Origin of the sequence: Paenibacillus profundus, from assembly GCF_021369635.1 — a bacterium.
Lineage (GTDB): Bacteria > Bacillota > Bacilli > Paenibacillales > Paenibacillaceae > Paenibacillus_B > Paenibacillus_B profundus.
The window spans coordinates 1-20,618 of sequence record NZ_JAJNBZ010000005.1 but is presented as its reverse complement, the minus strand read 5'-3'; the positions used below and the strand labels follow the sequence as shown (position 1 = coordinate 20,618).

Annotated in this window: 22 protein-coding genes and 2 pseudogenes; 21 read left to right on the top strand and 3 right to left on the bottom strand. The window is 47.7% G+C overall.

Going from position 1 to position 20,618, the window contains the following annotated elements; translation table 11 throughout:
• The first annotated feature begins 35 nt into the window (after positions 1 to 35).
• The 8 genes from LQV63_RS08845 (at position 36) to glnA (ending at position 10,267) form a co-directional block, all read left to right on the top strand.
• Entirely contained in the window at positions 36 to 2,660 is a 2,625-nt protein-coding gene (locus tag LQV63_RS08845) for a transglycosylase domain-containing protein (RefSeq protein WP_233696435.1), read from the top strand.
• A 94-nt stretch (positions 2,661 to 2,754) separates the two neighbouring features.
• On the top strand, positions 2,755 to 3,384 hold the full coding sequence (locus tag LQV63_RS08840; RefSeq protein ID WP_233696434.1) for a YdcF family protein: 630 nt from the start codon (positions 2,755 to 2,757) through the stop codon (positions 3,382 to 3,384).
• A gap of 98 nt (positions 3,385 to 3,482) precedes the next feature.
• Positions 3,483 to 4,460 carry an AAA family ATPase gene (locus LQV63_RS08835; RefSeq protein WP_019420437.1) on the top strand — a complete coding sequence of 326 codons (978 nt, stop codon included), beginning with the start codon at positions 3,483 to 3,485 and terminating at the stop codon, positions 4,458 to 4,460.
• A 127-nt stretch (positions 4,461 to 4,587) separates the two neighbouring features.
• Complete coding sequence (locus LQV63_RS08830) at positions 4,588 to 5,613, top strand: methyltransferase (RefSeq protein WP_233696433.1); 1,026 nt, start codon at positions 4,588 to 4,590, stop codon at positions 5,611 to 5,613.
• A 188-nt stretch (positions 5,614 to 5,801) separates the two neighbouring features.
• Entirely contained in the window at positions 5,802 to 7,088 is a 1,287-nt protein-coding gene (gene hflX, locus LQV63_RS08825) for a GTPase HflX (protein ID WP_233696432.1), read from the top strand.
• A 42-nt stretch (positions 7,089 to 7,130) separates the two neighbouring features.
• Complete coding sequence (locus LQV63_RS08820; protein ID WP_233696431.1) at positions 7,131 to 8,390, top strand: methionine gamma-lyase family protein; 1,260 nt, start codon at positions 7,131 to 7,133, stop codon at positions 8,388 to 8,390.
• Between the two features lie 97 nt (positions 8,391 to 8,487).
• A complete protein-coding gene (locus tag LQV63_RS08815) occupies positions 8,488 to 8,898 on the top strand; it encodes a MerR family transcriptional regulator (protein ID WP_019420433.1) in 411 nt (136 codons plus the stop codon).
• A gap of 40 nt (positions 8,899 to 8,938) precedes the next feature.
• Complete coding sequence (gene glnA / locus LQV63_RS08810; RefSeq protein WP_233696430.1) at positions 8,939 to 10,267, top strand: type I glutamate--ammonia ligase; 1,329 nt, start codon at positions 8,939 to 8,941, stop codon at positions 10,265 to 10,267.
• A gap of 108 nt (positions 10,268 to 10,375) precedes the next feature.
• Here the strand turns inward: glnA and LQV63_RS08805 are convergent.
• Both LQV63_RS08805 and LQV63_RS08800 read right to left on the bottom strand, forming a co-directional pair.
• Positions 10,376 to 11,221: pseudogene (locus tag LQV63_RS08805) on the bottom strand (site-specific integrase); the annotation flags it as partial.
• Between the two features lie 216 nt (positions 11,222 to 11,437).
• Positions 11,438 to 11,782, bottom strand: coding sequence for a hypothetical protein (locus tag LQV63_RS08800; protein ID WP_233696429.1), 345 nt, complete (start codon positions 11,780 to 11,782; stop codon positions 11,438 to 11,440).
• Between the two features lie 215 nt (positions 11,783 to 11,997).
• Here LQV63_RS08800 and LQV63_RS08795 point away from each other — a divergent pair, with 215 nt between their 5' ends.
• The 13 genes and pseudogenes from LQV63_RS08795 to LQV63_RS08735 all read left to right on the top strand — a co-directional run bounded on the left by LQV63_RS08795 (position 11,998) and on the right by LQV63_RS08735 (position 20,337).
• Positions 11,998 to 12,222, top strand: a complete 225-nt coding sequence (locus LQV63_RS08795) for a DUF2829 domain-containing protein (protein WP_233696428.1) — start codon at positions 11,998 to 12,000, stop codon at positions 12,220 to 12,222.
• A gap of 161 nt (positions 12,223 to 12,383) precedes the next feature.
• Positions 12,384 to 12,710 (top strand): hypothetical protein, encoded by a 327-nt coding sequence (locus LQV63_RS08790; protein WP_233696427.1) that lies wholly within the window; start codon positions 12,384 to 12,386, stop codon positions 12,708 to 12,710.
• 351 nt (positions 12,711 to 13,061) lie between these two features.
• A complete protein-coding gene (locus tag LQV63_RS08785) occupies positions 13,062 to 13,562 on the top strand; it encodes a transposase (protein WP_233696426.1) in 501 nt (166 codons plus the stop codon).
• Positions 13,563 to 13,709: 147 nt separating this feature from the next.
• Positions 13,710 to 14,744 (top strand): annotated as a pseudogene (locus LQV63_RS08780) (phage minor capsid protein).
• Between the two features lie 110 nt (positions 14,745 to 14,854).
• Positions 14,855 to 15,037 carry a hypothetical protein gene (locus LQV63_RS08775; protein WP_233696425.1) on the top strand — a complete coding sequence of 61 codons (183 nt, stop codon included), beginning with the start codon at positions 14,855 to 14,857 and terminating at the stop codon, positions 15,035 to 15,037.
• Positions 15,038 to 15,133: 96 nt separating this feature from the next.
• Positions 15,134 to 15,757, top strand: coding sequence for a hypothetical protein (locus tag LQV63_RS08770; protein WP_233696424.1), 624 nt, complete (start codon positions 15,134 to 15,136; stop codon positions 15,755 to 15,757).
• A 24-nt stretch (positions 15,758 to 15,781) separates the two neighbouring features.
• A complete protein-coding gene (locus LQV63_RS08765; protein WP_233696423.1) occupies positions 15,782 to 16,342 on the top strand; it encodes a hypothetical protein in 561 nt (186 codons plus the stop codon).
• Positions 16,343 to 16,354: 12 nt separating this feature from the next.
• Positions 16,355 to 16,732, top strand: a complete 378-nt coding sequence (locus tag LQV63_RS08760; RefSeq protein WP_233696422.1) for a hypothetical protein — start codon at positions 16,355 to 16,357, stop codon at positions 16,730 to 16,732.
• Position 16,733: 1 nt separating this feature from the next.
• Positions 16,734 to 16,889, top strand: a complete 156-nt coding sequence (locus tag LQV63_RS08755; protein WP_233696421.1) for an XkdX family protein — start codon at positions 16,734 to 16,736, stop codon at positions 16,887 to 16,889.
• An 81-nt stretch (positions 16,890 to 16,970) separates the two neighbouring features.
• A complete protein-coding gene (locus tag LQV63_RS08750) occupies positions 16,971 to 17,393 on the top strand; it encodes a phage holin family protein (protein WP_233696420.1) in 423 nt (140 codons plus the stop codon).
• Positions 17,390 to 18,604: an N-acetylmuramoyl-L-alanine amidase family protein gene (locus LQV63_RS08745; protein WP_233696419.1), complete on the top strand. Its 1,215-nt coding sequence runs from the start codon at positions 17,390 to 17,392 to the stop codon at positions 18,602 to 18,604. The genes LQV63_RS08750 and LQV63_RS08745 overlap by 4 nt, the downstream gene beginning before the upstream one ends.
• Positions 18,558 to 18,767, top strand: coding sequence for a copper amine oxidase N-terminal domain-containing protein (locus LQV63_RS31745; protein ID WP_325175866.1), 210 nt, complete (start codon positions 18,558 to 18,560; stop codon positions 18,765 to 18,767). Before LQV63_RS08745 ends, LQV63_RS31745 begins: the two co-directional genes overlap by 47 nt.
• Positions 18,768 to 19,818: 1,051 nt before the next feature.
• Complete coding sequence (locus tag LQV63_RS08735) at positions 19,819 to 20,337, top strand: DUF3231 family protein (protein ID WP_233696417.1); 519 nt, start codon at positions 19,819 to 19,821, stop codon at positions 20,335 to 20,337.
• 113 nt (positions 20,338 to 20,450) lie between these two features.
• Here LQV63_RS08735 and LQV63_RS32020 read toward each other — a convergent pair whose 3' ends face one another.
• Entirely contained in the window at positions 20,451 to 20,570 is a 120-nt protein-coding gene (locus LQV63_RS32020; RefSeq protein WP_407672903.1) for an IS3 family transposase, read from the bottom strand.
• Between the last annotated feature and the right edge of the window lie 48 nt (positions 20,571 to 20,618).

The window sequence follows — 20,618 nt, the reverse complement described above, 5'->3', positions numbered from 1 at the left end:
GAGAAATTCGAGGAGAATAAGGGAGTCGAATGTAGATGGCAAAAGATAAGGATACACCACAGCTTTCCCGCACAAGAACGCCGGCGAAAGGAAAGCCGAAGCAGCAGCAAGCGAAAAAACGCAAGAAGTGGTCTATGAGAAAAACGTTCTGGCTTATGTTCTTTACGGCCGCGTTCGCCATTTTCTGTGCGGTGGGCGGATACTTGTTCATTCTGTTGAACGGCGAACGTCTCATGCAAGAATATAAAGACGCGGACATGTTCCAGCTAGCCGAAGTTTCCACTGTCTATGATATAAATGGCAATGAATTTGCCAAGCTTGGAAAGGGAATCGAGCATAGGGAGATTGCGGAGGCGCGAGAAATTCCTGAAGAGCTGCGCAATGCCTTTATCGCCACGGAAGACCGACGGTTCAAGGATCACCAAGGCGTCGATTTATGGTCTATCGGCCGCGCGATGGTCAAGGACATTGTATCTAGACGGCTTGTTGAAGGCGGCAGCACGATAACCCAGCAGCTGGCAAAAAATATGTTCCTGACGAGCGACAAGACCTTCTTCCGGAAGGCGACGGAAGTGTCCATCGCGTTGGCGCTGGAGAATCACTTCACGAAGGAAGAAATATTAACGATGTATTTGAATCGGATATACTTCGGTAAAGGCGCTTATGGAGTCAAAGCGGCGGCGATCAAATATTTTGATAAAGAAGACTTGAATCAGCTTGAAGTGTGGGAGTTGGCCACGCTGGCGGGGATCCCAAAAGCGCCGTCCCACTATAATCCGATCGACAATCCGGAACGCTCGAAGGAGCGCCGTCAGATCGTATTGAAGCTCATGTATGAACAAGGCTATATTACCGAACAGGAAATGAAGGAAGCATCGGAAGTGGATTATGAGCCGAAAGAATCGAAGGACGGCACGCAAACGGACCAAAATGGGACGGATGCCTACCAATCGTTCCTCGATTACGTGGTGAAGGAAGCGGTCGATAAGACTGGATTGACCGAAGATGAGCTGAACCGCGGCGGATACCATATTTACACGACGATGGACGCGTCTGCGCAGCGCATCATGTTTAACGCTTTTAACAATGATGAATTGTTCGAAAAGAGCAAAGACGATATTAAAGTGCAAGGAGCCATGGTCATCACGGACCATAAGAACGGGGCGGTTATGGCGATGATGGGGGGCCGCGACTACATTACCAAAGGGTTGAACCGCGCCACGGTTCAACGCCAGCCAGGCTCGTCGTTCAAACCGATCGTCGCCTATGCGCCCGCAATGGAGACCGGAGAATGGTTTCCGTGGTCCAAGCTGAATAACGAGAAGCAATGTTTCGGCGGCTATTGTCCAAGCAACTTGGGCGGCTATAGCGCCACGATGGAAATGAAGGAGGCCGTCAAGAGGTCCGTAAATATCCCGACAGTGTGGCTGTTGAATGAGATTGGATTGAAGACGGGCTTTGATTTTGCTAAAAATATGGGCTTCCCGTTAACGAAAGACGATTATAACTTGTCTATCGCTCTGGGTGGGATGACGCACGGCGTATCCCCGCTGAACATGTCCGAAGCTTACAACGCGTTTGCGAATGGCGGCAATTATTATCCGGCCTACTCCATTTCCAAAATTACAGACCGGAAGGCACATGATTTCTATGTATATCATGTGCCGAAGCCGAAGCGTGTAATGAGCGAAAAGACGTCCTACTACATGACTGACATGTTGCAGGAGGTCGTGAAGAATGGTACGGGCAAGCAAGCGCGTATCGATGGACGCCAGGTGGCGGGTAAGACAGGGACGACGCAGCATTCGGTGCCGGGCTATAACGGCAATGGCGACCGTGATGCATGGTTCGTCGGTTATACGCCAGAATGGACGGCCGCCGTCTGGATGGGGTATGACAAGACCGACCGCGACCATGTGCTGCACGAGAGCAGCCGGGTCCCTTCGCGCATGTTCAGTGAAGTGATGGGCAAAGCGCTGAAGAACAGACAGTCCGGTTCTTTCGGCAAGCCAGATAAGGTCGAAGAGAAGCCGGAACCGGTCAAAGCCGTAAGCGGTTTGAACGCTTCGTATTCTGAAAATACGAAGATGATATCGCTCAGCTGGAACGCGGTAGATGGCGACAATATCGTATATCACGTGTACCGTAAATCGTCCAAGGATAAAGAATACGCCCGCGTTCTGAGCGGCTTGAAGGTAACCAACGCAGAAGATATCGGCGTATTTGCAGGCGAATCATACACGTATTATGTAACGGCTGAGAGCAATAACGAAGAATCGAAGAAATCCAATGAAGTCACGGTGAAGATTGAGGAAGAACAGGTAGAGCCTCCGATCGAACCGATTGAACCACCGATTATTGATCCGAACAATCCGCTTGATCCGGTAATACCGGACCAACCTGATCCGGGCAATACCGGAGAGCCGGATCCGGGTACCGATCCAGGCGATCAAGGAGGCAATCCGGACGACGGCGCCATCACGATTCCAGGAACAGTGGACCCGGATCCCGGTGACTCGATTGATCCGCCACCTGCGGAGGGCCAAGGTGCCGATAACAGGATCAGCATCCAATCGGATAGTCAAGACAAAAAGGATAACGGACGTCACAACGGGCGGAAGAACCGCGACGCCGATGAAGAACAAAGCGGGACTCCGTAAAGGAGCGCAGCTTAGATCAAAATATGAAGCTACAACATGTGTAACGCGCAATGCACTCATTGCGCGTTCTTTTTTTAAACTGGAGGGGAATCGGTTGCGTAACAGAGGTAAACATAAGGTTTCATTGTGGAGACGCTTGCTCTGGATTGCAGGAGCGGGCATGTTGATCGGCTTGATTTGGTTCGGGTATACGCAATGGAAAATCGGGGGAGCGGGATATGCCAACTTCGCAAATTCATCGAAGCCTACCGAAGTAGGGATTGTACTGGGAGCATCCTTATGGAGAGACAAGCCCAGTCCGGCGCTGCAGGAACGGTTGGATCTATCATTGGAGTTATATGAGCAGGGGAAGTTCGAATATTTCATCGTGACCGGCGGCAAAGATCGTCCTAATGCCCAGTTGAGCGAAGCAGAGGGGATGGCGAACTATTTGATTGAGCATGGTGTGGAGCCGAGCCGGATCGAGATGGAGAAGCACGCAACGAGCACGCTGGAAAATTTAAAATTCAGCCAGGACATTATGAAGGAAAAGGGCTGGAAGAGCGCGACGATTATGACACACGACTTTCATGGGGCGAGAGCCTATGAGATTGCCGATGCGCTCGGGTATGAGCAACCGGAACTCAAGACGACAGGGAGCAAGGTGCTGTTCCTTCCGTGGCACCGTACGCGCGAGTCGCTCGCCTATACGAAATGGAAATGGGACGAACTATGGCTGCGCTAAACTGCTAATAACCTGTTCGACACTAGAATATATTGAACATCAGGAAGATTTCTTTTACATACGGATCAAATTGAGGGATATGATGGGGGGTGTAACTGGTGACTGACGATAACCGTCTAATAACGACTCAAGCCAGAAAAATAAATGTAGTTTTTAAAAATTTTCCTCCCGAACAGATTCGAACTGTCGAAGAAATTCCGGTTAAAGAAACAAACCAACACATGGAAGCTTTTTCGGCAATCTTCAAAGAGCTCGATGAAATGATTGGACTAGAAGAAGTTAAGGAATTGGTGTTTCAAATATATGCGATGCTGCAAATAAAACAGTTGCGTAAAAATGAAGGATTGCAATCAGAATCCCAAGTGTATCATATGTTATTTAAGGGGAATCCGGGCACGGGCAAGACGACGGTGGCACGAATATTGGCTAAAATGTTTCAACAGCTCGGCATGCTCAGCAAAGGCCACCTGATGGAGGTGGAACGAGCGGATCTCGTAGGCGAGTATATCGGGCATACGGCGCAGAAGACACGAGAGGTAGTGAAAAAAGCACTTGGGGGCATTTTGTTTGTGGATGAAGCCTATAGTTTAGCACGTGGCGGAGAAAAAGATTTTGGAAAAGAATGTATTGATTGCTTGGTGAAAGCAATGGAAGATCATAAAAATGATTTCATCCTTATTCTTGCCGGCTATCCCAAAGAAATCAATAATCTATTAAAAACCAATTCCGGACTGCCTTCCCGATTTCCGATTCATGTCGAGTTTCCCGATTACACCACTGATCAATTAGTTAAAATCGCTTATAAAATGGCTTTTGAAAGAGAATACATTATTCTTACTGAAGCCACAAATAAAATTAAAGAGCATCTTTCTCAGGAAAAACATTTAAACTTTAATTTCAGTAACGCTAGATTTGTCCGTAACCTTCTCGAAAAAGCAATAAGGAATCAAGCAGTGAGATTAATAAGAAAGTCGAGAAAACTAACGAAAGAGGATCTGACGAATCTGACTTATGAAGATTTCCTTATGAGCGAAAAAAGTGAACCTGTCGGAGTGGAAAAAATATCTAGTCTTTAGAGGGTAAATGGTTGGGTGTAAGAGGCGAATTGGTGAAAATATAATTAATTAGGAAAAAGGAGGAATATACCTGTTTATATGGAACTAAATATATGTATCAAAACCATATATTAGGAGGTATATCCATATGTCCATCGTCGTACCCAAATATTTGAATGAATCTGAACGATTGTTGCGTATGCTTGCGGGAAGTATCATATCACAAGCGGTATATGCCGTAACCCAATTGCGCATTCCCGATTTGCTAGCAGAAGGACCGCGTACCTGTCAAGAACTTGCCAGTCTAACACAGACAGAAGCTTCTATGCTGTACCGTACGATGCGTTTCCTCTGCGATGAGGATATTTTTAGGGAGACGGATGAACAAACATTTGAATTGGGTCCGCTGGGACCGTTTCTTCGTTCTGATACGCCCGATTCTCTATATGCGCACGCCCTGATGTATGGGCAGCCATGGCACTCGCAGCCAGCCGGTCATTTTCTGGAATCTCTGACCAAAGGGGTTTCCGCATTTGAAGCTTCGTATGGCATGAACGTGTTCAGCTATTTAGCTAAACACCCGGAGGCCGAGCTTATTTTTCAAGACTCTATGAGCGCTTACTCGCGGAGCATAATTCCAGCCGTCCTCGCTGCTTATGATTTCTCGCAATTCGACACAGTTGTTGATATTGGCGGAGGGCATGGGATATTGATGGAGCAGCTTTTGACATCTTGTACGCATACGAAGGGGATTGTGTTCGATCAGCCCGCAGTCATTGACAGTGCCAAGCAATACATAAAGAGCTTGGGGCTGGAAGCGCGTTGCGATTGCATGGGAGGCAACTTCTTCGAATCTGTGCCGCAGGGTGGAGAAGCCTACGTGATGAAACACATTATCCATGATTGGAGCGACGAAGAGTCCATCTCGATCCTAAGCAACTGCCGCAGTGCCATGAAGGAAGACGGCAAGCTGCTGCTCTTGGAAGTCGTGCTTGCTTCTGGCAACGAGGCTCATTTTGGCAAGCTGCTCGATATGGAGATGCTCGCGATGTCAACAGGGAAAGAGCGGACGCAAGCGGAATATGAGCGTTTGCTCCAGCAGTCCGGATTCAGGCTCAATAGAATCGTGCCGACCTCCACTCACGTATCTATCATTGAAGGCGTGCCCAATTAAGGAGAAGTGAGCATCAATCATGATAAAGTTCAGCCTGCCGAGCCCCCTCGACAGGCTGTTTAAGCATGGATTTGTATTTCTGCTTTTATACATATCCCTCATGATTTAAATTTAGAGCCGAAATAAGGTATACTGGGTATCGGACCTTGACGTGCTTCTAACATGAAATTGAAGGAGATTTCGATTGCATGCGAAAAATGAACTATGAGACCAATCAAAATATACAGGACCGTGCGGTGCTGGTCACGTTAATAACCGATGAAGTGAAGCGGAGCGGAATTGATCCGCAATATTCGTTGGAAGAATTGATGCAGCTGGCCGAAACGGCAGGTGTCGAGGTACTGACGACGATGACGCAGCAGCGGGATACGAAAGATTCGAAATGGTTTATCGGAAAAGGGAAGGTCCAAGAACTGAAAGCGGTCATCGAAGAGCTGGGGGCAACAACGGCCATCTTCGATCAGGAGCTGTCTGGGGCCCAGGTCCGCAATCTGGAGGAATCGCTTGATGTAAAGATCGTCGATCGGACCCAGCTCATCCTCGATATTTTCGCACAACGCGCAAAGACGAGAGAAGGGATTATTCAGGTGGAGCTGGCGCAATTGTCCTACCTGCTGCCGCGCCTGTCCGGGCACGGCAAAAATCTATCCCGGCTCGGCGGGGGGATCGGGACTCGAGGTCCAGGGGAGACGAAGCTGGAGACTGACCGCAGACACATTCGCAACCGCATAACTGACTTGAAGCGTCAGTTGGACGAAGTGGTTCGACACCGCAACCTGCATCGTGAACGCCGTAAAAAAAGCGGAGTCATTCAGGTGGCGCTGGTCGGTTATACGAATGCTGGCAAGTCGACCTTGCTGCGTCAGCTTGCGCTGGCTGATGTGTTGGTGGAGAATCAATTGTTCGCGACGTTGGATCCGACTTCACGGCAATGGGAGCTTCCGAATGGCCAGGAAGTCGTGCTGACGGATACGGTCGGCTTCATTCAGAACCTTCCGCATGACCTCGTTGCGGCTTTTCGGGCGACATTGGAGGAAGTGAACGAAGCGGATCTGATCTTGCATGTCGTGGATGCCTCGTCACCGATGCGCGAGGATCAAATGAATGTTGTCGAGGATATTTTGCAGCAGCTTGGAGCGGGCGCCAAGAACGAGATTGTCCTTTATAACAAGAAAGATCTGTGCACGGAAGAGCAGCGTCAGCTTCTTCCACAGAACGGCAATCACTTCACGATTAGCGCTTATGACGAGGCTGATCTGGAGCGGATTCGGCAAGCTGTACAGAAGCAGCTCGTCGGACAGACGGTTACGTATCGGATTCCGGCAGACCGCGGTGACATGATTGCTCTGGCCTATCGAATGGGAGAGGTACTGGAGCAGAATGTAGACAATGATGATGTGGTCATGCAGGTTCGTCTGGACAAATCGCAAGCGGAACTGCATGGTTACAAGCTGGACAGCTATAGGGAAATATAAGGATGGCACATCAGTGCTTTCACACATATAAGGGGAATGAACATGATGCAATTTACAACTGAGTTAATGCAGCTTGACGAGAAAGTGGAAGAAAAAATCGTGGCGCAAGTACGCAGCATTGAACATATTGCGGAGCGCAATCAATGGAAAGTGATTCAAGCGTTTCAGGAACATCGCGTCAGCGATTATCACTTTGCGGGATCTACAGGTTACGGGTACAATGATCGCGGTCGTGAAGTGTTGGATGAAGTATACGCTGCGGTGTTTGGCGCGGAAGCGGCTCTCGTGCGGCCGCACTTCGTATCCGGAACACATACGATTGGTACTGCTCTGTTCGCGGTGCTGCGCCCAGGCGATGAATTGCTCTATATTACAGGCACGCCCTACGACACGTTACATAAAGTAATCGGGCAGACCGGCGATGGCAAAGGATCGCTCCGCGATTGGGGCGTTCTATACAATGAAGTTGAACTGACGGATGCGGATGAAATCGATTGGGATGCCGTGCGCTCCTCCATTTCGGAGCAAACGAAGGTGGTAGGCATTCAACGTTCGCGCGGTTACGGATGGCGGGCCTCCTTCGCTGTGGAGCAAATTGCTGAAATGGTGCGTCAAGTTAAGGAGATCAAGCCGGATGTAATCGTCTTTGTCGATAACTGCTATGGAGAATTTACGGAGCTGCACGAGCCGACAGAAGTCGGTGTGGATATTATGGCAGGCTCTTTAATTAAAAATCCGGGAGGCGGCATTGCGGAAACAGGCGGCTATATTGCAGGCAAACGCCAATATGTAGAGGCCGCTGCCTCCCGCCTCACTGCTCCTGGCATCGGGGGCGAAGTCGGAGCGATGTTGGGGATGACGCGTTCGATGTATCAAGGACTGTTCCTGGCGCCGAGCATCGTTGGACAAGCCGTGCGCGGCAGTGTCTTCGCCGCGGCCCTGTTCGAAGAGCTTAGCTTCGAAACGTCTCCGCATTGGAGCAGCCCCCGAACGGATCTGATTCAAGCGATTCGATTCCACTCCGCCGAGCATTTAATCGCGTTCGTGCAAGGGGTTCAGAAGGCTTCGGCAGTAGATGCCCATGTCGTTCCTGAGCCATGGGATATGCCTGGATATGAGCATCCGGTCATTATGGCGGCTGGCACGTTCATTCAAGGGGGCAGTCTGGAGTTGTCTGCTGACGCACCTATACGCAAACCTTACACAGCATATATGCAGGGTGGGTTAACCTATGCGCATGCGAAGTTAGGTGCGATAACGGCGTTACAAACGATGATAGATAGAGGTCTGCTGCAGCTATAAAATATTTTTGTGAGTTTTCCTGACATCTGTTGACATGTTTATGTGCGGAGGATAAAATGAAGAAAAGAACGGCATAAAAGAGGAAGGTTGATGAACGGTGGGAGATGAAATTCGCAGAAATATGGCTTTGTTTCCAATCGGCATCGTGATGAAGTTAACGGATTTGACAGCACGCCAAATTCGCTATTATGAACAGCATGAACTAATTATGCCTGCTCGTACATCTGGAAATCAGCGTCTTTTCTCGTTTAATGATGTGGAACGTCTGCTTGAAATTAAAGCGCTCATTGAAAAGGGCGTGAACATTGCTGGAATCAAGCAAGTGTTGAATCCGGTCTCCAAAGAATCGGAGGAGGCGACAGTGCTGAGTGCCGATTCGGAAAGCAAGCGCAAAGAACTGTCGGATATCCAACTGCACCGCATGCTGAAGCAGCAATTAATGACTGGGAAAAGACCGGGTCAAGTATCGCTAATTCAAGGTGAACTGTCTCGTTTCTTTACGAAATAATCCAATCTATACTAGGTTAACAAGAAGGAGATGTTACCCTGTGGGCTACACCAAAGATGATATTACACGAATTGCGAAAGAACAGAACGTCCGATTTATCCGTCTTCAATTTACGGATTTGCTCGGAACAATTAAGAACGTCGAAATTCCGGTAAGCCAATTGCCTAAGGCGCTGGATAATAAAATGATGTTCGACGGCTCTTCCATTGAAGGCTATGTCCGTATTGAAGAATCGGATATGTATCTCGTGCCGGATTTGGACACTTGGGTCGTATTCCCATGGGTAACGGAAGATCGTGTCGCACGCCTCATCTGCGATGTGTACACTACGGATGGAACACCTTTTGCTGGCTGTCCGCGCGGTATTTTGAAACGTGCGTTGAAAGAAGCGGAGGAAATGGGCTTCACTGCCATGAACGTCGGACCAGAACCAGAGTTCTTCTTGTTTAAAACGGATGATAAAGGCAATCCGACGATGGAGTTAAACGACCAAGGCGGTTATTTCGATTTGGCGCCAACCGATCTGGGCGAGAACTGTCGCCGCGAGATCGTCTTGAAGCTGGAAGAGATGGGCTTCGAAATTGAAGCATCCCACCACGAAGTGGCGCCGGGACAACATGAAATTGACTTTAAATATGCGGATGCGATTAGAGCAGCCGATCAAATCCAAACGTTTAAGCTAGTCGTTAAGACCATAGCGCGTCAGCATGGCTTGCATGCGACATTTATGGCGAAGCCGTTGTTCGGTGTTAACGGTTCGGGTATGCACTGCAATATTTCTCTATTCCAAGGCAGAACGAATGCGTTCTACGACGAGTCTGATAAGCTCGGCCTAAGTAAAGAAGCGCGCCAGTTCATGGCTGGAGTATTGAAGCATGCACGCGGCTTTGCTGCGATTACGAATCCAACGGTTAACTCTTATAAGCGTCTTGTGCCTGGCTATGAAGCACCATGCTATGTTGCGTGGTCTGCCAGCAACCGCAGTCCGATGGTGCGCATTCCGGCTTCCCGCGGGTTGAGCACGCGGGTTGAAGTCCGCAATCCTGACCCGTCAGCGAACCCGTATTTGGCGTTAGCGGCAATTCTTAAAGCCGGTCTCGAAGGCATTAAGAAGAAAAGTGATCTGCCGGCTCCGACGGACCGCAACATTTATGTCATGACTGAGGATGAGCGAATCGCGGAAGGCATTCCAAGCTTGCCGGCCAGCTTGAAAGAGGCGTTGGAAGCGCTGCTGCGCGATGAGACGATCTGCGATGCGCTAGGCGAACATGCACTGCAGCATTTCTTGGAACTTAAAGAAATCGAGTGGGATATGTACCGCACACAAGTCCATCAATGGGAACGCGATCAGTATATGACCTTATATTAATCTTCCAAACCCTTGCGCCTCTAGGCGTGAGGGTTTTTATTTTGTGGGGGCACGGAGAGGATTTTAGTGGCGTGGGGAGAGATGTCCCCCAAACGCCCCCCAAAAAAATTATAAGCGAAAAATGTTTTGTATGCTTTCTTCATATTTCTGCATATTATCCGCTTCAAGTTTTTTTGAGATGTGGGCGTATACGTCCGATGTAATTTGAATACTTCCATGACCGAGTCGCTCCTGGACATATTTCATATCTGCTCCGCTCTCAAGGAGAATGACGGCGTGGGTGTGACGAAGTGAATGGATTGGTAAGGACGGTAGTCCTGCACGTTTTAAAATCCTTGAGAAGGCATTAAAGAGTGATGATTTTGGCATGAAATTACCGTCTTCTCGGCACAGCACCAGATTAAGATCGTGATGGTATGCGTCTTTTAGGGCAAGCTTGTTTTGATTTTGCCAATTCATGTGATAACGCAGATCATTGGTCAAAGACTGACTCATTGAAATTACGCGAGTAGAGCGAAACGTCTTGGTGTCCCCGAACAGTTCACTTTTATTCTTCGCCGTGAAGTCCAGGGTCTCATTTATAGAGATCGTCTTCTTCTTGAAATCGATATCGGTCCACTTGAGTGCAGCCGCCTCCCCTTTACGCATGCCTGTCTCGATTAGTAACTTGAAGAACATCCAGTAAGTATATCCATATTGGTGCGCTGCTTGAAGAAAGTGGGGAATGTCGCTCGACTCAATAAATTTTATACCTTCCTTCTTTTTGGACCCTTTAAACTCAACTCCTACGCAAGGGTTCTTCTCCAGCTTCCCGAGCAGACAAGCCTTTTTCAGGCAGTTGTGCAATGTTGAATGAACGAGCTCTGCCGTTCGTCTACTGTAACCATTTTCAATTATGGAGTTGATGAATTTTTGATACATTATTGGCTTCACATCTCGTAATAAGATATCTTTGTGGGAAACGGGTATGGGGTTTATAGACAAAATTAACAACCCGAAAACACTGACGATTCTTTCTAGTGATGTAATAGACGGAAGGTTAAACACAGAATGGAATAACTTAAGGGTTGAAGAGAAATAGAACCCTAACCGGTGCTTTTTTGTTACCTAAATTAAAAGAAAAAGACTCCTCATGAAGAGAAGTCTTTAGCAAGTGAAAGGTATTGGAGTTTAATCACCTATTATTGCTTTTTTTACTTTATAGCTATCTCGAGATTCAATAGTGGCCGAGACTGTTTTCTGTTTATTACCTTTAATGTGACCTTCAATGTAAACATCGGAGGCAAGCAGTTCCCCCGAGAAACCAGTATTGGTAATTACAACATCAACATTTTTTTCACTTTTAAAGTAGTTTACTGCTACAGTTTCTGCTTTTTCAACTGTTTGTGGCCAATGGTATTTACTTAGTGGTCCGAACTCTGTTGCGCCTATCACAAGGGCAATGTAAACAATAAAAAGAGCGCAAGCAGATACTGCAAATTTTAGAGCGAGCTTGAGGAATTTTTTCTTTTTCATAAAAATCACCTACATAAAATTATGTCTACATTCTTGTTTGACTGGGCTTATCCTAGATTAATCGGAGGTGGTGTTGATAGCAATTGAATTAGGTGACATCAGTCTTACGTCTTTGTAAGGTTTATTCGTTTGGGAGTAATGCTTGAGGGAATGCAACGTTAAATGGCCGCTGAATAATCAGCGGCTTTTTTATTTCAAAAGGATGGTGATAGCAAATGAACTTTGGTCAAGCGATTGAACTGCTTAAAGATCGCAAGAGAGTGGCGCGTGCAGGATGGAACGGTAAGGGGATGTATCTAGGATTGTGTGAAGGCGGTGGATGGCGCGACAGTCACCGAACACAAGATTTTATCTATATGAAGACTGCAAATGACACAATCGTTCCGTGGCTGGCTTCTCAGACCGATATGCTTGCAGAGGATTGGGAGAGAGTACAGTAAACACCATTCATCCTCCATAGCCGCTCCTTCGGGGGCAGTACTTTTATTTAGTAGCATTCTTACATTAACCTTACAGTTGTCCTAAATCCGTTGTTAAATGTAAAATTATAGATTACGATGACCTTGCAGAACAAAATATACAAATTGTGGAGGTTATTACAATGAAAAAAGGACTAATTGTATTAGGTGCAACGGCAACACTGCTGGCAGGTATCTTGGCTCCAACAACAGGCTTTGCAGCTGAACGCGTCGGTAGCAACAATCCGCAAATCAATAATGCATCTACGGCAAGTTCTTTTGTTTTACTCAGAGTGGGAGAAAGTTCGTATCTGAGTTGGGCGCCTAAGTTATCTGTTATTTCTGGTCATGATATTGTATCCGTTGATTCTCTAGGTAAAGTTTATGCCAAGAAAACGGGAACCGCAACTGTTGGAGCGTATGAATATAACGGTAAACTTATCAAAACATATAGTATCCTTGTAATGTAATTAAAAGCTTGAAAATAAAGAGTCGCTGATAAATCAGCGGCTTTTTGTTTTGTACTAAAGGAGCTGTTAACAATGGACGAAAAGTGTCAGAGAGCCTATGAATTGTTTTGTGAAGTTGCGCAAGGCATCGCTGAGTATATAACGCGCATATGGCAGTCTTTTAAAAAGTGGTTATTTGAGCGACCAGCACTGAGTGCGCTGTTGCGTAGAAAGATATCGGTAAAGAGTAAGAGTAGCGCTAAGGGCTTGTTCGAGAAGCAACACACGGTCAAAGTATATCGTAGTCAGGTCAATTATCGTCCGGCTCGCCAAGTAGCACGGAGTAGATGCTGATCGAAAGGAGTTGATCCCATGGCAGGAGGGCGGAGAAACAAATATCAAACACACGTGGAGCCCAAGCTCCTGCTTATCGAAGCATGGGCGCGGGACGGTTTAACAATCGAGCAAATTGCGGCTAAATTAGGTGTAGCGAACTCAACTTTCTTTGACTATAAGAATAAGCACTCGGAGTTATCGGAGGCCCTAAAAAGGGGGCAGGAAGTCGTTGACGTGATGGTGGAAAATGCACTCTTCAAGCGAGCAATCGGCTACAAATACGATGAGGTGACCAAAGAAGCTGACAAGCAAATTGATGAAGAGACAGGCGAACTCATCACAGTAATGGTCGAAACCAAGCGAGTAACCAAAGAGGTGCAACCGGACGTAACGGCACAGATATTCTGGCTGAAGAACCGCCGCCCGGATAAGTGGCGCGACAAACAAGATATCCAGCACAGCGGCAGTATGGACGTGAACAACCCAATAAAAGACCTGACCACCGATGAGCTCAGGAAGCTGATACGCGATGGTTGACCTGGAGACAATCAAACGACATGCTCGCATCGAACTCGCATCCCGCGAGTTTTTTTATTTCTGCCAGGCTATGGCGCCGGACTTCTACCGGGACGATCGGGCATAACTGCTTACCGCAAGGGCAATCGGAAGATTGTCACAGCAGCCATGGAAGGTGCGGAGCAGCTGGTCGACGATGTGCTGCTGCAAAGTTTCTTGGAGGGTGAAAGTCGGTTCGAGCGACTATGGAATCGGATCGTCAATTTCTTCTTGAAGCCGTTTGGCCGGCGACGCATCGTATCGACTGGAGATATTGGTTTCCCGCAGGGCTTTCAACCGCCAGCGACGCCACCCGCTCCAATTGGTAAGCCTGAACTGCCAAAAGCACCACCTGAATCTGACTTTTTCGGCATGAATGACAAAAAGTTGAAGGCACTCCAGGATAGTGTGAAAGGCGACTTGAAGAAGGCGCGGCATGATGTGCTCCGGCGGATGGACGACGTGTATCGGCAGGTGATCTACAAGGCAGAGGTTCATATGGCTGCTGGCGCTAAGTCACTGAATCAAGCGATCGACATGGCGACGAAGGAATTTTTGGAACACGGTATCGATTGCATCACCTTCGCGAACGGCCGCCGGGCCACCATCACGGCATATGCGTAGATGGCACTGCGGACAGCGAGCCAGCGGGCTTCTTTTTTGGGAGAAGGTAAGAAGCGTGACGAGTGGGGCGTGTACACGGTGGTCATGTCCGCACACGATAACTGCTCGCCGTGGTGTCTACCCTTCCAGGGTACGGTCATGATTGACGATGTGTATACGTCCATATCTAAAGAGCAGGCGCAGCAGCTGGCGAAGGAAACGGGATATACATTGCTGTTCGAGGCGATGCGGGAAGGTGCATTTCACCCGAATTGCCGTCATACTCTGGCGACGTACTTCCCGGGCATCACGCAGCTGCCGGCTCCCGTGGATGACGAGACGGCCAAGGCCAACTATCAGGCTGAACAGCGGCAGCGGTATATTGAACGTCAGATACGCCGATACAAGCGGCTCTTTACAGGTTCGGTTGAAGAGACTAACCAAGCTAAGTACCGGGCTAAGGTAAAAGAGTGGGAAGCTAGGCTGAAGCATCATTTAGCCGAGAATCCGCAGCTCCGGCGTGACAGAACGCGCGAACAAGATAAATCACTGGTTAAGTAACACTCTCAGGCGAGGGTGTTTTTATTTTGCCCTGTCGCATGGCTTTAAACTAGGCATGCTCTGACCGGAGCATAACGGCCCGCTCCCAGAAAGGAGGCTACCGGCTACCTATGCGAGCAAGAAAAATCTTAGAGCTTTCCGTTGACCTGGCCGATCCATACCGGGAGACGACGTTGGCTATCCGTGCCATTTTGGACACGTTCCGGACACAAGAGGATCAAGTCGGTATGCTCCGAATGTTGCGAGCTGATATTGACGGGCTACTGAAAGGAGTTGAACAGGATGGCGAATAAGAGATGATACAGGCCGAGCGAAAGTTTCGGCGCCAGCGGCTGCCGACGATATCGCACGGAAAGCCGAGGTCGATGCGGTACAGGACGAACTCGACTTTGCATAAATCGGATAAAATCGTGCACCTCACGGCTGCAGAGCACGATAAACTGGATGGCATCGAGGAAGGGGCCGAGGTCAATCAAAACTCTTTTGCTCAGGTCAATGACATCCTAGCAGCAGACAAGACTGACGCGATCACAATCAAGGGTGGAATAGGGATTACGGTCACTACGAATCCTTCAACAAAAGAGGTGACGGTGACTGCAACGGGTGATGCAACTCCAGGAAAGCACGCCGAAACACATCTTCCGGGCGGCACTGATGTAATACCGTATGCTTCTTCAACGTCCGGGGGCTTGATGAGTCCACAAGATAAAGTAGTAATAGGGAATTTGCAAACCCAACAAGAGCACACAATGGAGAGTATATCCAGCCATATCGCTGATACTACCAAACATACCACTACTGCAGAGCGTGACGCATGGAACGCGAAAGAGACACCAGAAGGTGCTCAGGCGAAGGCGAACCAAGCCGAAACGAATGCAAAGAATGCAAGTTTGCCGCGCACAGGTGGGACCGTGAGCGGCAATTTGGTTGTTGGCAATATCCTAACAGTTCAAGGCAGGAATGTTCTCTCAGAGATTGACCAGCTAAAAACGTCTGGAAATAATGCCAAATAAGGCATGGTGGACGCCATTATTTCCATGGGAGGCCAAGCGTCCATCAATGACTCGTGGGCAGTATTAGCTAGCAAAGTTAGAGCAATTGCAACTGGACCTAAACATGGCTTTTTATTCCATGACAAGTATATAATGCATCCGCAACAGCCGGTGCTGAACTCCATTGCTCTAGCAACGCGATACGTCAGCCACACATGCATAGCAAAAATTGACCCGGAATCAGGGAGGCTGCAGCTGAAGGCTGTCAACGACAACGAGCCATCACGCGCAAGTATGATGGGGCAGAAATCGGTAGATTTGACAGGTGCAAAGCAACTCGTGCTCCACATCCGATGTGATTTCAAAGACGGGTCGAATGGAATGCTTGTAACCGTAGGTGTTGCACAGCAGTATACGAATGATAGTCGAGTATTGTATGACAAATTTTATGCGGAGGAGGTATTCTTAGGTATACAACAATCCTTTTATATAACTGTAGATACTGTGAACCTAACAGGCAAATATTTTGTAGGCATGGATGTCCGGAATTTGGGTACGAAAAAAGGTGCAGATTGGACAGTTCTAAGTATAGCATTACTATCTTAAGGGGGTGTATGTATGTCATATGCGTTAATAAATCTCAAAGGTGAAGCTATCGAGATTTGTGAAGATCCAATCGAAAACACCAATCCAGCTTTTGAGGTTGTAAAAATACACGATTTTACAGCGGGCGATGAGCTCAATTATTTTATTGTTGTGATCGAACTGAGGGATTCAGAGGACGAACAGGACGAAGAACCATATAGAATAGCGACGTCTTATTCAGCCATCCGTCAGACTGCGACAGTTGCGAGACTTCGTGTAGACAATGAAAAGCTGCAACAGGAAAACGCCGCACTCATTTTACAAGTGGCAAGTTTAGAAATGTCAAACCAGCAACTAACGCAAGACCACGCATCATTACTATTCCAATTAGCCGAAAAAGGAGTGCTGTAACATGAATTGGTTCGCAACGATCAAACGCTACTATGACATGGGGATTTACAAAATCGAACCGGAAGAGCCGCTTTACGTCGGCAAGTTTTGCGAGTCTGGCAAGATTACGCCAGAGCAGTACCATGTCATAACAGGCGATAAATATAAAGCAAAGTAAGCGCCCCGTAAATCGGATGGCGCTTTTATTATGCCCTCGGACAATGCCGGGGGCTATTTAATTTAAAGGGGGATTACCTACATGGAAAGACTTGAAACGGTGTTGAATTCAGGAGCTGCAGCCAGTGGTGGATTGGCAGCATTTTTATTCGGCGGTTGGCCGGTGCTGATCCAGGTGCTGCTTATTATTGTGATTGTCGACTTCGCCACTGGAGTGATGGCCGCAGGAACGGAGGGCAAGTTGCGTAGCAGCGTGGGCCTTATCGGTATTGCGCGCAAGGTGTTTATTTTCCTGATTGTCGCGATTGCGTACCAGATTGATACGGTATTAGGTGATCAGCATCTGTTGCGGGATGCGACTATCTTCTTCTACATTGCGAACGAGCTGCTCTCGATTATTGAAAACGGGGGACGGATGGGCGTGCCTGTCCCAAAAATACTTAAGCAGGCTATTGAAGTGCTGAAAGGAAAAAGCGGAGAAGAGAAAGGGGACGATAAGCAATGAAAAAGGTATGGATCGATGCAGGTCACGGAGGGCGTGACTCAGGAGCCGTAGGAAACGGCGTAAAGGAAAAGGATATCGCGCTTCGAGTTGCAACAGAGACTGTAAAGCGACTGGAACGCGACTACGACGGGGTGAAATGCGATCTTTCCCGTTCTACTGATATTTATCTCACGCTCAGCGAGCGGACCAACAAGGCTAATGCTGCAGGTGCTGACTTCCTGATCAGTATCCACTGCAACGCTGGCGGTTTTGAATCATACACGTACAGCGGCACCAAAGACGCAGCAACAGCATCGCTCCAGAACGTGTTGCACAATGAAGTCATGGCACGTCTGAAACCATTCGAAATCCGCGACAGGGGCCAGAAGAAAAAGGATCTCCACATGTGTCGTGAAACGAAGATGCCGGCTGTTCTGACCGAGAATCTATTTGTAGACGTTCCCGGTGATGCCACCAAGTTAAAGCGGCCAGAGGTGATAGAAGCTATTATCTCCGGCCACGTGGTCGGGGTAGCTAAGTTCTTGGGGCTCAAACCGAAGCAGCAGCCTAAGCCACCGGCGAACGGCGCGGTGAAAATATTGGGGCCAGCATCAGCGACTGTTGGGCAAGCCAAGGAGTGGGCGCGGGCCAAGAACGCCCCTCAAGAATTTGTCGCTCTTGCCGATCTATATTGGCAGGTTGCAGCAGAGCGCGGTGTTGATCCAGCCGTCGCATATGTTCAAGCCGGTCATGAAACCGGATATATATATAGAGACGGACGAAGTGCTGCTGGCATCGATGCATCTTACCACAATCCATGTGGGTTAAAAATCACTGCTGGGGGCGGCGATTACCAGGCATCGGCGCATAAACGTTTCAAGGACTGGACCAATGGCATAACTGCTCATCTGGACCATTTGGCGTTGTATGCCGGTGCAGTTGGATACCCAAAAGCAGATACACCGGACCCGAGGCATTTTCCATATCTGAAAGGCACAGCAAAGACACTTGAGGCGCTTGGCGCGAAATGGGCTCCTTCATCCTCTTACGGCCAGCGGCTCGGAGACGAGTTGAGGAAACTGCAAGGAATTAAGGCAGACACGCCAGCATCGAAACCATCAGGAGAAACGGCATCAATAGAGGTGAATGGGGAGAAAGTTGCCGATGGGCCGCTTATAAACGGATATGTATTCGCCCCCGTTCGGGTGGGTCGGGGGAGCACTCGGCGCTAAAATTGGATGGGACGGAAAAACCGCGTCTGTGGACGGGAAAAAGGTGCCAGATTGCCAAATGATCAATGGTAGTTCATATGCTCCGGTGCGGGCCGTTGCGGAAGCAGCAGGCGCAAAAGTGAACTGGAATGGAAAAGAGAAATTGGTCAGCATCCGACTGTAACAATTCGAAAGAAGATGAATATATTAAAATCATCATCCTCCTCTATTATATAAATTCTTTTTAAAAGTTTGGATCATTGTTTAAACACTCTAACAAATCAATTAAAGCATGCATATGCTGTTAGCGGGTCCTTCGCCTTTCCATCGATGTTTCAGCCTTGATCCTGCTTAAAGTAGCAGGATTATTTTTTATATATTTAACTGTTTAATACATTAGTGATTGGGGATAATAATATTAATTGCTCACTGTTTTCCTTCCCAAAGGCCACTCTAACGGGTGGTCTTTTTTTTATGGTTATAATTTGAAAATTAAAGACATGATAAAAGGATATCGACGGTAACTTTCCTTGCAGTGGGAGCCACATCAGTTTCTATAGCTGGTGTGGTTTTTTATGTACCCGGGACATATACCCATGCATACATTGTCAAGGACTACTTAATTAGGGAGTGTTTTGACGAGTGTATAGAGATCATGAGTCCCATATGATGGAGTTTCCAGACGTGTTGGAGACGTTACAGGAATGTGCAGCGATGTGTGAACGGATGTGTACTTTACTACTGGATTATCCCGATGTCCAGGCAAGAGGAAAACAAATTAAGTTGTTATCTGATTGTGCTGCGATATGTACGTTAGCAGCGAAATATGTTGCGCGCGAAAGTACGTTCACAAAATACATTTGTGACCTATGTGCATATGTCTGTGAAGTATGCGGGAATGAATGCATAAAGCACCACGACAAGGAATCCCAAATGTGTGGAAAGATGTGTCATAGCTGCGCTAATGAGTGTAAAAAGCTCGCTAAATCTGCCTAAAGTGAATCTGTTGCTGAACAGATTCTGGAACCCCAAAGAGCCGTTGGGAAAGCATCCCACGGCTCTTTATACATAAAATGCTTAAATCACTTTACCTACTACATGATGGGGCGAGTTAGCTGGTAAAAACTTATGTGGATAAAAGCCCCTTATAAAGGCAACCTTAACATCGACCGGAACGGCGGCTGCAAATACCGCCGCCTAACAATCGGCTTACAAATGACGAGGAGATGTTAAAAATGGGTGTTTTAAGCGGCAATCCTAAAGATGAACCCCTTCACTATGGGGAAGCCTTTGATGTATGGGCATTCTCGGTGAAAGCGAAAGGATGCATTTCCGTTTATCAAGCTTACCACTATCACGCCGGGGACAAGGATTTAAAAAATATATTAGATGATTTGATTAATCAAGCGGAACTGGAAGCCAAAGAATGCGATCAGATTTTAATTAACAATGGAATAGCTGCTATTCCGAATCTCCCGGAAAGACCGGAAGCTAAACTTGAAGAGATCCCCGTTGGCGCAAGATTTGCGGATCAAGAAATTACGCCTTTGATTGCAGCTGACACTGCGGCCAGCATGGTAGCATGCAGCCAGATAATGGGGAAATCAATTCGGGAAGACATTGGAGCATTGTTTGGCAAATATCATTTGACGAAAGCGGCATTAGGTTTAAAAATTCTTGAGATGAGTAAAGAAAAGGGATGGTTAGTACCACCCCCGTTGCATGTAAAAAGACCAGAGCAAGTTGAAAAATAGATAAACAAGAGCCGTTGGGAAATGAAGTGCTCCCTGTCAAGTAGACAGTGTAAAAAACAAAAATCGTTGGTTTATTTTCCTCAGCTCGGTTTAACAGAGCTGAGGTTTTTTCATTATGCAGCTCGTCGGTATTCGTTAGGTGACAAGCCACCCAAACACTCTGTATAGCGGTAGTTGTTATAATAGCGAATGTATTCGTTAACATCTTTGAGGACATCTTCATAGGTGAGCATTTTGCATAATTCCAAATCTGGGTGAAGTGCAGAGAGAAGTGCTCAACG

Coding starts and splice junctions, on each gene's coding strand:
- LQV63_RS08800 (WP_233696429.1), bottom strand. CDS start 11,782: ATGAAAAAGAAAAAATTCCTCAAGCTCGCTCTAAAATTTGCAGTATCT.
- LQV63_RS08745 (WP_233696419.1), top strand. CDS start 17,390: ATGAAAAAGGTATGGATCGATGCAGGTCACGGAGGGCGTGACTCAGGA.
- LQV63_RS08735 (WP_233696417.1), top strand. CDS start 19,819: ATGGGTGTTTTAAGCGGCAATCCTAAAGATGAACCCCTTCACTATGGG.
- LQV63_RS32020 (WP_407672903.1), bottom strand. CDS start 20,570: ATGCTCACCTATGAAGATGTCCTCAAAGATGTTAACGAATACATTCGC.
- LQV63_RS08820 (WP_233696431.1), top strand. CDS start 7,131: ATGATGCAATTTACAACTGAGTTAATGCAGCTTGACGAGAAAGTGGAA.
- LQV63_RS08755 (WP_233696421.1), top strand. CDS start 16,734: ATGAATTGGTTCGCAACGATCAAACGCTACTATGACATGGGGATTTAC.
- LQV63_RS08785 (WP_233696426.1), top strand. CDS start 13,062: ATGGCAGGAGGGCGGAGAAACAAATATCAAACACACGTGGAGCCCAAG.
- LQV63_RS08765 (WP_233696423.1), top strand. CDS start 15,782: ATGGGAGGCCAAGCGTCCATCAATGACTCGTGGGCAGTATTAGCTAGC.
- LQV63_RS08760 (WP_233696422.1), top strand. CDS start 16,355: ATGTCATATGCGTTAATAAATCTCAAAGGTGAAGCTATCGAGATTTGT.
- LQV63_RS08750 (WP_233696420.1), top strand. CDS start 16,971: ATGGAAAGACTTGAAACGGTGTTGAATTCAGGAGCTGCAGCCAGTGGT.
- hflX (WP_233696432.1), top strand. CDS start 5,802: ATGCGAAAAATGAACTATGAGACCAATCAAAATATACAGGACCGTGCG.
- LQV63_RS08795 (WP_233696428.1), top strand. CDS start 11,998: ATGAACTTTGGTCAAGCGATTGAACTGCTTAAAGATCGCAAGAGAGTG.
- LQV63_RS08845 (WP_233696435.1), top strand. CDS start 36: ATGGCAAAAGATAAGGATACACCACAGCTTTCCCGCACAAGAACGCCG.
- LQV63_RS31745 (WP_325175866.1), top strand. CDS start 18,558: ATGTATTCGCCCCCGTTCGGGTGGGTCGGGGGAGCACTCGGCGCTAAA.
- LQV63_RS08775 (WP_233696425.1), top strand. CDS start 14,855: ATGCGAGCAAGAAAAATCTTAGAGCTTTCCGTTGACCTGGCCGATCCA.
- LQV63_RS08830 (WP_233696433.1), top strand. CDS start 4,588: ATGTCCATCGTCGTACCCAAATATTTGAATGAATCTGAACGATTGTTG.
- LQV63_RS08790 (WP_233696427.1), top strand. CDS start 12,384: ATGAAAAAAGGACTAATTGTATTAGGTGCAACGGCAACACTGCTGGCA.